Origin of the sequence: Marinomonas sp. MED121, from assembly GCF_000153025.1 — a bacterium.
Classification (GTDB): Bacteria; Pseudomonadota; Gammaproteobacteria; order Pseudomonadales; family Marinomonadaceae; genus Marinomonas.
The window spans coordinates 137,186-154,100 of record NZ_CH672432.1 but is presented as its reverse complement, the minus strand read 5'-3'; the positions used below and the strand labels follow the sequence as shown (position 1 = coordinate 154,100).

Here is a 16,915-nt window from a genome sequence, read left to right as displayed (position 1 = left end):
TAAGCCTCTTTAGCGGTTGGCAAGTTGTGTTTTTATGATGTCAGCAACCTTCTCGATAGTGGGGGCTTGCAACATGGTAGAGTGATCTCCATCTACCTTTTCTAACACAAACTCAGCATCAGATTTTTGTGACCAATACTCTGTTAAAGATGCCATATACTTTTCTGGCTTATCCCCCGTCGCCAATACCAAAATAGTTTTAGCTTGAGAGTTAGCAAGTTGCATGGTTTTAAGTGTCATCAGGTGGTGGTTATATACTCTGAAGTAACGATCAATTTGGGCGTCATCTATGTTTGGATACATGCCGTTATAGGTTATGAGTTTTTGACGAAATACAGCCAAACTCACTGGGGATATCTGATCCAGCACCGTTTGATCATTGGTGCCATCACTGTCTAATAAAATCGCACAAGATTGATAGCCAGCTTCTTGAACAATGCGTGCCATCTCAAAGGCGACATAACCGCCATAGGAGCAACCTAAGAACACATGTGGCGTATCAAGCATGGGGTCAATTAAGCTAAGGTAATAAGACGCCATGGCTTGGACATCGGGCAAGAAATCATCATCCGTATCGACACCTTTGGCTTGAATACCATAAACGCCATATTCATCTGGCAATACCTTGGCTAAAGAAAGGTATCCATATGCTGTTCCGCCTCCTAGATGGGGGCAAATCACATTAAGCTTCCCCTCGCCTTTTCTAAATTGAATCAGTTCACTATATTCATTAGGGCTTCCCTTTTCTTGGGCTTCACGTACGATGCCACCCAAGTCTTCAATGGTAGGCGCCTTTAACATGTCTGCAATTGAGACTGAAACAGCCCATTTCTTTTCAATTTGGTGAATCACCTTAATGGCTGAGATAGATGAGCCACCGATATCAAAGAAATTATCTTTAATACTGATATCTTTATTCAGCAGAATACCTAGCCAAATCTTATAAAGATCCATCTCAATTTCGTCCCTGGGACTTGCTGTATTAACTTGTTTGGTGCCTGTCTCGAGTGTTAATAGGGATTGGATTTTTTTACGATCCAGTTTGCCGTTTTGTGTCATGGGCAACTCATCATAAATATGAAACTCTTTAGGCATCATAAAGGACGCTAAACGACTTGAAAGATGGGTTGTCAGTGAACCTATCACACTATCTTTATCCGCTTGTGTGGTAAGGTTTGAATGCAGTGTCATAGCAACAGATAAGTGGGCCTGATTCTCTCTAGATATCAGTTCCACACTGGCTTGGGCGATTGCTTCAAAACACAAAATTTGGTTTAAGATTTCTAAGCGTTCAATTCGATAGCCCCTTAACTTAAACTGATCATCCACTCGGCCCATATATTCAATTGAACCGTCCGCTAAATAGCGCACAAGATCACCCGTTGCATACAAAATCTGCTTTTTATCAAAGGGAGATTGGATAAAGCTTTCTTTTGTCAGCTCACTTTGTCCTAAATACCCTTTCGCTAAACCGATTCCGCCAACATAAAGCTCCCCCACTTGACCAAATGGCATAAGCCTTCTTTGTGACGATAAGATATAGGTCGTACTGTGCTTGATCGCACTACCAATGGGGTAATTGTCACTCACCCCATTGATCTCATAGCAGGTACTAAACGTTGCATTTTCGGTTGGGCCATAAATGTGCAATAAGTGACTAGGCTTACCTTTTCGCAAAATGCTATCAATGGTTTTTTTATCGACTTTCTCACCACCAAATAACAAGGTATCAAGTGGGCTAAAGATTTTATCATTCAACGCTGCCAATTGGTTCATCAAGGCCGTTGTCATAAGTACTACATCAATACCTTGAGTTTTAATTTGCTGTGAAAACCTTGACGGATTTTGTACTTCTTCATTAGGCAAAATCACCAAAGTAGCGCCATTTAAAAGCGCACCCCAAATTTCGAAGGTGGAGGCATCAAAAGAAAAGTTATTAATTTGAGCCATGGTTTTATCTTGGTTTAAATCAACATAGTTTGTCTCTTTAACTAAGCGGATGACTGCCTGATGAGGAACAACCGCGCCTTTTGGTAACCCTGTTGAGCCAGAAGTGAACATGACATAAGCCGGTAACTGAGATTTTTCTTTCGCTGTGAGATCATTCATTGACAGGTTAGGAAATGACGTCTCAAAATCTAGAGCACTAAATGAGTCCACATTTTCGTGGGATAACTCTGGGGGTAAATTGGTTAGCGTTATATATCGCGCATTTAATTGAGGTGATGATGTTGTCATAGTGTCATCACACAAAATGATTCCAATATTGGCTGTATCGACCATATGCTGCAATCTAGCCTGTGGATAATTCGCGTCAAGCGGCACATAGCAGGCCCCTGTTTTGATGATTGCCAACATACTGGTCACCATCTCAATGGATCGCTGCGAATAAATTCCTACGTTGCAACGTTTGCCAATACCTTGCTTGATTAAATAGTGAGCAAGCTGATTCGCTTTAACATTAAGTGCTTGATAGGTAAGTTTTGTATCTTGATAAATCAAAGCAATTTTATCTGGGTTACGCGCTACCTCTTTGGCAAAACATTCACTAATACTTTGATCTAAATAATGACAAGGTGTTGGGTTCAAACCATCAAGCTGATGCTTAACTTCTTTTTCATCCAATATGGATAAATCAGCTAGCAATTTATTTTCAGGGTGAATCATCTCAAGCATTAATTGTTTAAAATGCTTAAGGACTTGCTTAGCCTGCCAGGGTTCAAGATAGTCTTCATTGCTCAGCAGTTTTATCTCTATCTCACCCTGCTCAACCACTAAAATGGTTAAGGGATAATTGGTCTCCTCATCACTTTCTAGGCTTACAAGTGTTAACTCAGTATCCTGGTTTGATGTTTGAGCTTCTCCTATGGGGTAGTTTTCAAAAACAAGAATTGAATCAAACAGGTTTTGCTGTCGAATGGGTGAGGCTTTTTGAATATCTTGCAGCGCTAAATAACCATGTGCTTCGGCCTCTAGGTGACTTTCACGTATCCTTTTTAACCAAGTTGAGATTGCATCATTATTATCAAGGCTAATACAGACAGGTAAGGTATTGATAAAGAGACCTATCATATTCTCTACATCATAAACCTCTGGTGTTCTTCCTGAAACTGTCGTGCCAAACACCACCTGTTTCGTGTCTGTGTAGTTTGCGAGTAACACGCCCCATGCGCCCTGAAATATGCTATTTAGTGTCGATTGACTCTGATGCGCTAATGCCTTTAACGCTTTGGTGTCGGCCGCGTTAAGTCGAATGTTTTCTTCAATTTTGTTGGGGATTGTTTGATTTGTTTTAGCGCCTTTGTCGCTCGTATTATGTGAGGTTTGAGACGCATAAAATGGCATTTTTGTAGGGGTTTCAAGGTGTGACAGTGTGTTATGCCAATAGCGTGTCGCAATGCTTTTATCTTGATGTTCAAGCCATTGAATATAATTAACATAGGATGGCGCGTCATTAAGTAATAATGGTTTTGAGTGAACAAGCGCAGTATAGATATCCTTTAATTCAGCAAGAATCAAAGGTAAGCACCAGCCATCAATGAGGGCATGGTGATTTGTCCAAATCAGGTTAAATTGATTTTCAGATTTTTTTATCAAGCTAAAGCGCATAAGGCATGGCTTACTAAGATCAAACCCAGCGGCTTTATCTTGTCTTTTGATCGTTTCAATACACTCAAGCTCTGAATCAGAGACAATACACTTATCATCAGCATCTTGGTTTAAGATCGTTTTATCTTGGCCTGTGTAATCAATGTAACGCCAATCTAACTCAGCTTTATTTGACACAAGCTGGTATTGATCCCCTTCATCACTTGTCATAAAGGCGGTACGAAAGATATCGTGACGTTGAACTAAAGTGCGCCAAGCATTTTTAAGACTGACTAAATCAAGTGCGTAATAGGTCAAACAAAGTTGGGTAAGGTAGGCATCGGCTTGTAATTGGCTATGATAAAGCAGGCCTTCTTGCATGCCTGTAGCAGGGTAAATATTGTCAATCGTGAAACCAGACACAAGCAATTGGGCTTGCCAGCGATCAATGTCATCTTGCTTAATCTTGGCAAGTGAGAAATCTGAAGGGGTATGTTTTACCTTGTCTTGCTCAACACAGTGGCTAATTACTGTGTTTAAAGCGCTTTCAATAGACGCTTTTACGCCCTTTATCTGAGCATCTGAAAAAAGCGCTGTAAGGTAACTAAGATCAATGCACAATTGATCTTGGCTAATCCTTGCATTCATAGCGATTGGATGAGGCTTCATATGTTGAAATGCCCCATCTTGGGTGTCTATATGGATCAGGTTAAAGTCTTGAGACTCTTCTCTTGATTGGGCTTGATCAGTTTGTCCAAAGTAATTAAACAAAATGTCAGCCTTATGCTCATAGTCGCAAGGGCTATCTTGTAACCAGCTTAAAACCCCAAAACCAAGGCCATTGTTAGGTACATGACGAAAGGTTTCTTTAATATGGCAGAGTATGGATTCAATACTCTTGCTCTCAAGGTTGACGACAAAAGGAAAAGTTGAAGTAAACCAACCTAATGTTTGACTAATATCCAGTGATACTGGTTTATCAAGCTTATTATTGAATGAGGTTAATCCATCACGACCATGGGTTTCAATACAAAAACTGAGGTGATGGGATTGGGTTAGCTTGCTTATACCAAGATAAACACTGGTTAAAAGCAGTTCTAATGTTTCGGTTTGATAGGCCTTATTGGCCGTTTTCAGCAGCGCTTGAGTTAGGGTCTTAGAAAGCGTTATTTGAGTGTTATTTCTGTGCCCATTGTTTATCTGACAAGATACGTCATGGTCAAAATGAGACGGATTCAGATTTGACGTAGTCACTACCTTTTGCCAATACTCAGCCTCATTCTCAATAAAATAGGTAAGGCAAGGTTTGGCATTAATCCATTGACTCCATGTTTGATAAGACTGGGTTTTAGGGCCTAAGACGGGAGCATTAGTTTGATCAATTGACGCTTTGGTTTTCTTATAGCTAAGAAAGGCATGTTTTAAGTCCTCGATTAAAATCTGCCAAGACACAGCATCAATAATCAAGTGATGGATATTGATAAACAATACCGCATCATTTTGGCTATAAAACCTAACAGCCTTCATTAACGGCGTTTGCTGAAGATGAAATTGATCATGGTAACTGTCTGCAGCCGATTTTAGCGTGCTCGGGTCTAACGATGGCAGGGAGACATTGTCACATAGGCTATCTATGGCCATGCTTTCTTGATAGGTAAGCACTTTTTCATTGAATGAGAATTTAAGCCTTAGGGCATCGTGTCGTGTTATTAACGCCTTAATAACATGCTTAAGACATGTAAAGTCAAGGTCTTTAGGCAAGGTGAGAAAGACACATTGGTTAAAACGGTTTAGTTTATCCGCTGATGAATAATGAAAAAATTCATGCTGAATGGGCAGTAAGGCCTGCTTGCCATCAGTCGCATCTTGGGAGATTTCATCCCGTTTTTGTTCTTTAATATGAGGCATTAAGGCCGCAATGCTAGGGTATTCAAATAAGTCTTTAACGCTAAAAAAGAGCCCCTGGCGAGATGCTTTTGCAACCAATTGCATGGCAATAATAGAATCGCCCCCTAACGCAAAAAAATTATCATTCAGATTTAAATTCTCTTGCTTCAATAAGCTCTTGTAAAGGTCTAGCATGGCCTTTTCAAGAGGCGTTTTCGGGAGTCTATCTTGTACTTGAGCCCCAGCAGCGATGGGATAAGCAATAGGTAATTCAGCCCTAGCAAGCTTACCATTAGCCGTCAGTGGCCAAGCGTCTAATGCCGCCCAAGCCTGTGGCACCATATAATCCGGTAGTTTACTCGATAACTGATGAGATAACTCTGTCAATAGGGCTTGATAATCAGCCGTGTGAATTAGGTAAGCCGTCAGTTGTTTTTGCTTGTTAAGGGCTTGGGTTACTAGGACTTTAGCACTTATTACATGAGGATGAGTTTCGAGCGTTTTTTCAATTTCACCTAATTCAATTCTAAAGCCTCTTAGTTTGACCTGATCGTCAATTCGACCTTCAAAACTTAGCTGCCCTGCCCGATTCTCTTTTACTAAATCCCCGGTTTTATAGAGTCTAAATGGGTGTTTTTCACTAGGTTCTATAAACACATTATTTGTTAATTCAGCTTGATTTAAATAGCCACGAGCAAGCCCAACTCCGGCTAAATAAAGTTGGCCTATCACGCCAGATGGCACTGGGTTAAGATATTCATCGAGCACTAGGGTCATAACACCTGGTATAGCCTGCCCAATAAGGTTGGCATCATCACCTTTTTGATAAATATGGTAACTAGAGCAAACACTGTTTTCTGTTGGGCCATATTCATTTATTAAGCAGGTTTTTTCTAAGTAGTTATCTACTAAGTCTTGAGCTACCGCTTCACCCGAAATAACGATTCGCGGAATGATGTTTGCCTTAGGATCAGGGGTTAAATTGGCCAATAAAATAGGCGGGATATAAGCCACAGCAAAACGCTCAGGTTGCGTTAAATATTGATTAATCTTATCCAGATCAAATCTATCTTCTTCAGCAATGATATCTACCCGTCTTGCGTTTAATAACGCGCCCCAAATACTGGCAACTGAGGTATCAAAAGCAAAATTACTCAAATACAGAAAGCCTGCATCCTTATCTATATCCTGATGATTTAACTCAAGATACTCTGACTGGGCTTTTACATAATTAACCACGCCCTTATGTTCTATCAATACGCCTTTAGGATTGCCTGTAGAGCCTGACGTGTAAATGAGGTAAGCAAGATCATGTGAATGGGATGGTTCAGCTAAGATTACAGGCTTGGATGATTGCTTTTCAAATTCAGCACTGTGAACATCATTTAGCCTAATTTCTTGGTAGTTTAAGGTGTTAAACTGCCAACTTTGATCCGTCATTAAAAATGAAGCCTGACTACCCTCAAGCATATACTTGACGCGCTTTGCTGGCGTCTTGATATCTATGGGAAGATAAGCCGCACCTGCTTTAAGTACAGCTAACATGGCAAGCAGCATATTGTTTGAACGGTTTAGAGCGATGGCAATAATGCTGCCTTTTTTGGCCCCTTTAGAAATTAAGTAATGAGCAAATTGATTCGATTGATGATCAAGGGCTTGATAACTTAAGTTTTGCCCTTTAAAACATAAGGCAATTGCATTGGGGTGGCGCTCAACTTGTTTGCTAAACAGATTCACTAATGTCGAGGACGATTCTAGGTGAGCTTGCTCAATTGAATTTGTCTTGTGAGTAATGCCTTCTTCTGAACACTTTACCTCTGAACGCTCTACCTCTGAACGCTCTACCTCTGGAACCATGGGTAAACTAAACGCGTTCTGGCTTGGGTTATCCAAGCAAGCTGTTAGCAACTGATTAAAGTTGTTAGCAACCTCTTTTATGGTCTCATCTTTAAATAAATCTAATGAATAGTTCCAGTTGAACCTTAATGCGTTTTTATCAAGTTTAGCCCCAAGTGTGATATCAAACCTGGCTTCCGTATGATTCGGTCGCAATTGAATCATGTCTGAATTGCCTAATGATAAGGTGCTTGTTTTTGCTTGCTCCAAGACCAACATCATCTGAAAAATCGGATGTCGTTTCAAACTTCTCTTAGGGTTGAGTGTTTGAATCACTTGCTCAAAAGGCAGGGATTCATGATCGAAGTCTGACATGAGGTTTTGATGCGACTGAAGAATTAATTCATTAAAACTCACCTTGTCGGCTAATTCAGACCTAAGCGCCAGGTTATTAACAAAAAAACCAATTAGCTTTTCAACGTCTGGTTGTGACCGGTTAGCGGAAGGTGTGCCAATGACAATGTCTTTATCTCCGGAATACCGACTTAAAAGCAAAACGAAGGCGGAATAAATAACACTAAAAGGCGTCACTTCTAATGTTTTGGCTAAATTGAACAGCTTGTTTAGATATTCTGTGTCTATCTCGGTTGAAAGGTCTTTGCCTCGATAACTCGAATTATCAGGGCGAGTGTAATCCAGTGGTAGATAATCTTGTGCGCTATGTTTGGATTTGATGCCTGTTAATCTGTTGCGCCAATAGGCGACTAGGTTTTGCTGGCTTTCTTTTTCTAAGTTTTTTTGCTCTAAGTCAGAGTGGAAATATTGCTTTTGCCACAGGGCATAATCAATATATTGAATAGGTAACACTTGGTTTAGGTGATCATGCTGTAGCCAAGCTTCATTCTTTTGTTGATCGAAATGCTGATAAAATTGATTGATCTCTTTAATAAGAATATCGCAAGACACACCATCGATCGCAATGTGATGTATGCCAATAAATAGCTGAAATTCATCATGAGTCAGTTTCGCCAATCCGGCTCTAAATACTTCACCCTTGTCTAAATTAAAGGGGGCTTCCAAGAGTGTTTTTTCAAAATGAGCTAACTCTTTTATCTTTTCTAACTTGGTTAACTTTTTTTTCTGTTCTTTCTGTTCTCTCCTAGCTAGCCGGGCGTTGTCTTGATAGGACTTTGATAGAGTATCCCTTTTCTCAGATGAGCGACAATTTAAGTAACTTAATACCTTAGGTAATTCAGTGTTGGCTAAAACCCTTTGTTTAGCTTGCTCATCACACACTACATAAGCCGTCCGCAATATGTGATGTTTATCTCTGATAGCGTCCAAACTTTGCTCTAATGCATCAATATTCAACTCACCTTTTAAGGCAAACTTTAGCGGCACAGAATAATGTAACCCCTTAGTTTGAAGAGTGTCTAAGCTCCAGAGCCTTAATTGAGAATAGGATAGCTCCCCTTGGGTTAAACCGGTTTGCTTTATGTTGGCTTTATTTTCTATGGATGAATTGGGCGTTTTATCGAGTGCTAAGGTGTCCTCTAGCTGCTTTTCGTCATCCATCAATCGTGCAATGTTATAAATATTACCAGCTTGTAAAAGACGTTTTAAAGAAAACTCCTGACCCAGTTTATGACTAATTTGACTTGTCAGTTTAATTGCCAGTAATGAATGACCACCTAGGCTAAAAAAGTTGCTATGAATATCAATATTTTTTTGTGCTAACAAGGTTTCCCAGAGCGAGGCTAACCATCTCTGCGTGGGTGTGTTGGCTAACCTCTTGTCAGTTAGCATTGCATGGGTTTTGGTCTGTTCCGCTGGTGTTGGAAGCGCATTTCGATCGATTTTTAGATTATTGGTTAACGGAAAAGCATCTAGTTCAATAAAGTATTGAGGCATAACACTGTGTGCCACCGACAAACTTAGATTGTCACGAACTTGATCAAGGTTTAGCTTAAAACCATCTTTTAATATTAAATAAGCCACTAGACACTTAGTTTGAGCCACGTCTTTACTTGTCACTAAGGCTTTATCAATCCCCTCAATTTGGCAAAGATGGAACTCAATATCACTTGCTTCAATGCGAATGCCATTTAGCTTTAATTGAAAGTCTTTTCTGCCAACAAGTTCAACACTGCCATCTTCAAGACGTTTGGCCAAGTCGCCTGTTTGATACATGCGCTCGTAAGGCTGGTCAGAGAATGGATCTGGGGTGAAAAACGCATCCGTTAACCTTGGGTTACCTAGATAGCCTCTGGCGATATTAGCGCCTGCGATATAGAGCTCACCAATGCCGCCAATCGGTAGATGATTTAAACTTTCATCCAGTATGTAGTAGCGATTATTTGAGAAAGGCTTGCCAATGTGAATTTTGGACTGGCTAGCTAAAACCTCACCGCCTGAACAATATACCGTGGCTTCTGAAGGCGCATAAAGGTTGAATAAGGTGACCTGATGAGACGTTTTTAATAAGGCATTTCTAAGTGGCAGGCTTAAATGGTCACCTCCTGTGATTATTTTCGTTCCCTCGTTTGGCCTAAAGTCATTATCCACAAGCCATTGCCAAACGGATGGCGTGGCCTGAATAATGCTTATCTTGTCCTTTATGACGCGCTTTTGAATGGCATTGGCAGAACGAGACGCTTCATGGTTTAAAATGCTTATGCTAGCCCCTTGAGACAGAGACATAAGTGTTTCTGCGATATGAATATCAAAAAAACTGGCTGTCATGGCAGCAACAACATCATGCTCATGATAATTGACTCTTTCTTGCATGCTATCGAGCAGATTATTGAGATTTTTATGCTCAAGCATGACCCCTTTAGGCTGCCCGGTTGAGCCCGATGTAAAAATCACATAGGCAAGCTGCGAATCATCAAGCTCAGTTAAAATTGGATTTGATACAGAAAAAGGCGCGAGTATTTTGTGTGCTCGATTAAGATCCAGACAGGTCACATCAGACAGGCTTTGTTTTTCATTAAGCGCATCAATGAGGGATTGAGGGCCTAATAATAACTTGATATCTGCAGCATCAAGTATTTGCATCAATCTTTGCTTAGGTTGCTGCGTATCCAATGGTACATATGCCGCCCCAGATTTAAGGATGCCGAGTATGCTGATAATCCCATTAATTGACCATGAATACCCCATAGCGACACAGGTATTAGGCGTGACTTTTTGAGTTAATAAATAGTGGGCAACTTGGTTGGCTTTCTCATTGAGTTCTTGATAAGTAAGTGACATGACGCCCGCGTTTTGACAGTGCCAAGTGCAGGCAATTTTATCGCCTTGGTTTGAGACACGTGCCTCAAAGCGATCGATAAAACGCCCTTGCTGAGGGAATAACTTATCGGTTTTATTCCACAAATCAATTTGTGCTTTCCCTTTTTGGGATACTAGAGGCAATTGCTTAATGGGTTTGTCAGGTGATGCGATAATGGCATCTAATAGGGTTAAAAAACTGTCTTTAAAGCCATTAATGCTGTCTTGATGGAATAGTTTATGGGCGTATACCCAGTGTAAATCAAGCGTTTGCCCCTGGTCAGTGACATGTAATTCAAGCTCAAAGTTAATCTTATTACGATTGACCAAGCGTTTTTGAATATTACAGCCCTCTAACTCAAGACTCGTTTTATCGGCTTGGTTTAAAACGAATAATATCTGCAATATTGGTGCATTAAGTTGGCTTCTTGTATGTCCTGCCTGTTCTACAATTTTTTCAAAAGGCATGTTTTGATGTCGAAAACTGTCTGCCAGATTCTGCTTTGATTCTTCTAATACTTGGTGAAAGTTTTTATCAAGTACGACATCACTTCTAATTAATAAGGTGTTAGCAAAAAATCCAATGAGGTTTTCAAGGCCATCTTGATCTCGACCACTCACTGGTGTGCCAATTAACACATCAGGGTCATTTGTCCATCGACTGATCAAAATAGAATAAACACTGCAAAGCAAGGTGAATAAGCTGACCCCTTGGGACTGAGCAAAGGCTTTGATTTTGGCCGTTTGCTTAAGGGATAATTTATCTTCTATCAAGCTTCCTTCTGATAAAGCATTGGCAGTACGTATAAAATCTGTCGGTAAAGTATTTAGGTCTCTTACCCTCGTCATTTTTGCTCGCCAAAAGTCCATCGTTTCCTGTGATACATAGGACTTATGCGAGGCTTGCCAATGGGCATAATCCCCATATTGAAAGTCTAATTGGGCAAGTTTTATGGGCTCATTTGCCAATTTTGCTTGGTAGATGTGATTAAGTTCGTTAAAGAAACACGTATAAGAATAACCATCAAATATTAAATGGTGAAAAACGAATAATATGCAGCTTTCATCTTCAAGACAGGTGTCATTGGGTTGCTTTGAGGCATCTAGATAATGCACACGCATTAATGGCGAGTGTGATAAATCAAAGCCTTGATTGGCTTTCTCACAGAGCCAAGCGTCTTTATCGTGAACTCTTTTGACCTCATGTTCGAGTCTAAATGGCGACTCATCAAGGTTAACCACCTTTTGATACGCCCCCTCCTCATTCATTAAGAAGCAGGTCGTGAGAATATTGTGTCGATTTAATAGATGAATAATGGCAGCTTCAAGTAAATCAGGATCCAGCTTTCTCTTCACATCAAAAGCCGCTGTCATATGGTACAAGGTGTCACCTTGTGTCATTTTTTCGAGATAAAACACCCGATTTTGAGTAAAGGTTAACGGGGCGATGCTTTGGGGAACAGGGGTTATTTGTTCTGCTTTCCTCCCTTGGTACTGGCTTAAAAATGCCATTATTTCTGTTTTATCTTGCTTTAACTCTTGGGCCAATTCAGCAGGTAACTTGCCCTTGCTTGATCGATACTTAAGGGCGCCATTTTCTAGGTATAGAAAGACACCTAATGCTTTCGCTTTTTGAATAAGAGACTGTGGCATTAGATTTCACCTTCTTCCATGGCATGGGAATTAACATCCTTATCATTAGGTGCCATGGTCATAATGAAATTATCAATAAGCTGTGCTTGAGATTTGATGCTGGGGTGTTGGAAGAAATCACTAATATTAAGTTGGACATGCAGTTGCTGACGAATTTGGGAAATAATATTCATTGCCAACAAAGAATGCCCTCCCATTGCAAAAAAGTTGTCTTTAATACTCATTTGTTTTTTAGATAAGGTGTTCTGCCAGATCTCAGCCAATTGCTTCTCTGTTTGAGTGGCGGCGACTTCGTATTGTGTTGTTAGGCTTACCGGCGAAGGTAATTGAGACTTATCAATTTTCCCTTGGGCTGTCATGGGCAGGCTATCAAGCAGTAGGATAGCGTTTGGTCTCATATAATCAGGAAGGGATTTCTTCAATAATTGACGAAGTTGACGTGTTACTTTTGGTTCATTACTTTCTCCTGATGCTTGCCTCGCTCTTTCATCTTCTGATAACACCACATAGGCATAAATTGCATCCTCTTTTACCAGTGAATATGCTTGGCTAACACTGTCATCTAGCTCGATCTGATTGTTAATCTCGCCCAGAGCAACACGATAACCTCGAATTTTGATTTCATCATTGAGTCTGGCGATATATTCAAGTTGGCCATCATGTCGCCACTTAACAAGGTCACCGGTTCGATAGTATTTGTGGTCAGTCTGTGTTGCAGATGAGAGGGATGGCGCCTCTATAAAGTGCTTAGAATTTAGCGTTTCATTGTTAATGTAACCCAAGGCTAAACCAGCGCCGCCAATATAAAGTTCACCAGGTACGCCAATGGGTGCCAATTTACCTTCTAATACAACTCTTGCAACCGTGTTCGCGATAGGACGACCAATCGGTGTTGAGCTTAAATGGTGTGGATCAGCTTTGAAATAACAGGCATCAACACAGGTTTCCGTTGGGCCATACATGTTATAAAAATCAGCGGAAAAGCCTTTAGGAAAAGACAGATCACCTAAAACATCCCCTCCAGTTAGCAAGGTGTTTAATGTGTCTGGCCATTCAATATTATGCGCACACGCATGGGTTAAAAGACCGGTTGGTAAACACGCATGGGTGATGCCTTGTTGCTGTAAATAAGGCATCAGATAATTAATATCATCTCGCTCATTATCTTTTATGATCAAGACAGTGCCAGCGGCCAGTAAGATAGGCCATACTTCGGCCATATAAGCATCAAAACCGACATAGGCTAAACAGGTCCCGACACTTGAAGAGTTAAGTTTAAACTCATCAATGTGCCATAAACTCATATTCAGTAGGGCCTTATGTGAAATTTCGATGCCTTTGGGCTGCCCTGTAGAGCCTGAGGTGTAGATTATATATGCACTGCTGGCATCTTCTGGTGCAACAAATCGAGTTTGTGTCCGTTCAACATCCAGTTTATTGAGCCAATATGGGCTTAGTTCAATAAAAGGTAATTGATAGTCATCTTGGTAAAGTGAGCCATCACTTATTAAGCATGATGTTTGGCTATCTTTTAAAATATATTGAATGCGCTGTTCTGGCAGATCTGCCCCTATCAACACAGCACAAGCGCCAAGCTTAAATACCGCTAGCATAGAGATGATGTTGATGGCATTTCTTTGACAGGCAATGGCAACTTTATCGCCTTTCTTGACGCCTTCTTCTTGTAGGTTAAAAGCTAATATGTCCGCTTTTTTCACCAGCTTTTCATAGGTTATCTCTTCTTCGCTGCTGGTTATGGCAACCATATTGGGGGAGTAAAAGGCATTATCATCAAGGGCTTTTACCAGATTTGACTTAGTAAACTGGGCTTTTGTTTGGGCTGAAATTTCCCCGCCTTGACCCCACTCTTCAAGCAAACATTGCGTATCTTCACTGGATAATGGCGCAATATCGCTAATGGGGGCATCTTGTATGTGGGAAAAATGCTCAAGGGTATTTAAGAATATCTTTTTAAAACTGGTAAGGAAGCGCTGAATTTCATCTTTTGAATAAATATCTTCTCTGTATTCCCACAGAAAATGCACCTCCTCACTTTCGTTAAAGGTTTTTCCTCTTGGTACTACAAGACAATCAATATCAAATTTTGATGTATCTGAGATTACGGTTTCGTCTTTATACCAAGTTAATCCTTCTATTTCATCCGTATGGATTGGTGTGTCATGAAAGCCTAATAAGACATTAAAAAACGGATTCGACCCTGTGTTTCTATCAGGGTTTAGCGCCTCGACGACAAGGGGAAATGGCAGTTCTTCATTAGCTTGGGCATCATCGACCAAAGATTGTGTTTTTAGTAAGAAGGTTTTTAGACTGGTTTCTGACTCAATTTGCTGTCTTAGAACCACTGTATTAACAAACATTCCGAGAGTCGAATGGGAATCAGCCCAATTGCGATTAGCGAATGCAGAGCCAAAAGTTAAGTCCGTTTCACCTGAATACGCCCATAGACACAGATATAAGATGGATGAGGTATAGCTAAAGGGCGTAATACCATTGTCACTACATAGACTTTCCATGGCTTGCCATTGGGCTTGACTAAACACCATTTTTTCATGAGAGCCAGCAAACCCTAGGGTGTGAGACTTATTCCCGAATAAGGCAACACCTTGTGGGGCATTTTCAAGTTGCTTAGTCCAATAGCTTTTTTGTGATGAGGCAAAATCAGAGGCTAACCAGGCTTTTTGAGAAAGAACAAAGTGAGAATATTGCGACGGAGTATCTGTACTTATTAGGTAGTTCTTGTTGATAAAAGCATGATACTGATTAATGAGAATTTGGGTAAATTCATTGGCACTCCAACCATCATGAATGATGTGATGTTCTTGATGCAGTAACACGTGATGCTCATCATCAAAAGACACGAGAATAAACTCTGCCAAGGGAAGCTGGCTTAAATCTGCAATACTGGCTAATTCTGTTTTAAAGGTATGTTCTAGAAAGGCTTCTTTATCAGTGTCATTTACATCATGGGCATGAATCTCTCTCAACTGGGTTTGATAATGAGGTGCCACCTTTTGTATGACGCCCTGCTCCCCCTCATGAAAGCTTGTCCGATAAATATCATGATCTTTTACAATTTGATTAATGGCATTTAATAGCGCGTCTTTTGAAAATTGACCTTTAAAGTGTGTCGCGGCTTCAGCAAGGTAGGCTTTGCTCTCAGGCTGGCTTTTATGCATATACCAAGCAACCATTTGCTGATTAGACAAAGGAAATTCTGTTTGATGTGCTGCCACGGCTTGATTACCTAAGCCCGTTAGATTTTCAAAGGTACTGTGCACCAGCACGCCTTCAATTGTTGGATTAAGGCGAAAATCTTTCATGGTCAAATGGCGATTCATGGATTTGCGCAAAAGGCTCATAAAGCGTATTGCGGTAATTGAGTCTCCTCCTAAGGCAAAAAAATCGTCACTGACGCCAAGGCCATTCATATCAAAAATGCCTTGCCAAATACTAACCAGCTTTTTTTCATCTTCTGTTATGGGGGCTTGGTAGCGATTGAGTCGTTTTGGGCTAACGGGTTTTGGCAGGTTTTCTAGGTCAATTTTACCTGTCAAAGTCAGTGGCCAAGCAGATATGATGACAAAATCACTGGGTATCATATATTCAGGTAACGTCTTACCCAGATGTATTTTGACTTGCTCGCAGTCAAAATGTTTACTCGAGGTGTCCTTCTCAGGGGTTAATAAGTACGCCACTAAAGAGGTGCTTTCTTTATAGGGGTTGAGCCTAACAAGAGCTTGCTCAATACCGGGTATTTGACAAAGTTGAACTTCAATTTCATCTGGTTCGATGCGAAAACCACGCACTTTTAGCTGTCTATCATTACGCCCTAAATACTCATAACTCCCGTCAGTTAATTGTTTAACCAGATCGCCTGTTTTATATAGCAAATCATGTCCAGTCTCACGATCAGCACTAGGGTTAGTGATAAAATTGGCTTGGGTTAATTCGGGTAAATTAAGGTATCCCCTAGCAAGTGCAATGCCGCTAATATAAAGCTCACCCACGTAACCTTGATTAACTTCCCTTAGTTCAGTGTCCATAACAAAAAAGTTAACATTGTCTATTGGTTTACCAATGTTATTAGGAGATCGGTTTTGATTGTGGGTAAGGTCCAAGGATGCCGTGATGCTTGTTTCGGTTGGGCCATATGAATTGATTAACTTATCACCCCATATTTGTTGCAACAAAGGAGGACATTTATCGCCACCTGTCACGACTCGCTTTATCTCATTGTGAGCATCCACCTTGCCCAAGGCGGCAAGATAGCTAGGTGTGCCATGTATATGGGTTACCTTATGATTAATAAGCAGGGTTTTGATTAGATTTGGGTCTTTAATATCATCCTCTGATGGAATCAACAAAGTGGCGCCATTTAATATGGGTAAAAATAAATTCTCTACTGATGCATCAAATATATGATTAGAAAGCCAGATAACAATATCACTTTGGTTAAAGTCATAAGCTTTAGTTTGGCTATTAATTAGGTTTAATAATCCCCTTTGCTCAATCATTACGCCCTTGGGTTTACCTGTTGTCCCAGAGGTATAAATAACATAAGCAAGATTAGACAAATTTCCTTTATGACTTAATATTATTTCAGCATTATCATAAAGCGGCGTAATAAGGTGTAATTGATTTCTTTTAATCAAACTAG

General features: G+C 40.4%; 2 protein-coding genes. Both read right to left on the bottom strand.

From position 1 onward, the window contains the following. Positions 1-9: 9 nt before the first annotated feature. On the bottom strand, positions 10-12,237 hold the full coding sequence (locus MED121_RS15990) for a non-ribosomal peptide synthetase (RefSeq protein WP_009834761.1): 12,228 nt from the start codon (positions 12,235-12,237) through the stop codon (positions 10-12). Then, entirely contained in the window at positions 12,237-16,832 is a 4,596-nt protein-coding gene (locus MED121_RS15985; protein ID WP_207382829.1) for a non-ribosomal peptide synthetase, read from the bottom strand. Before MED121_RS15985 ends, MED121_RS15990 begins: the two co-directional genes overlap by 1 nt. Between the last annotated feature and the right edge of the window lie 83 nt (positions 16,833-16,915).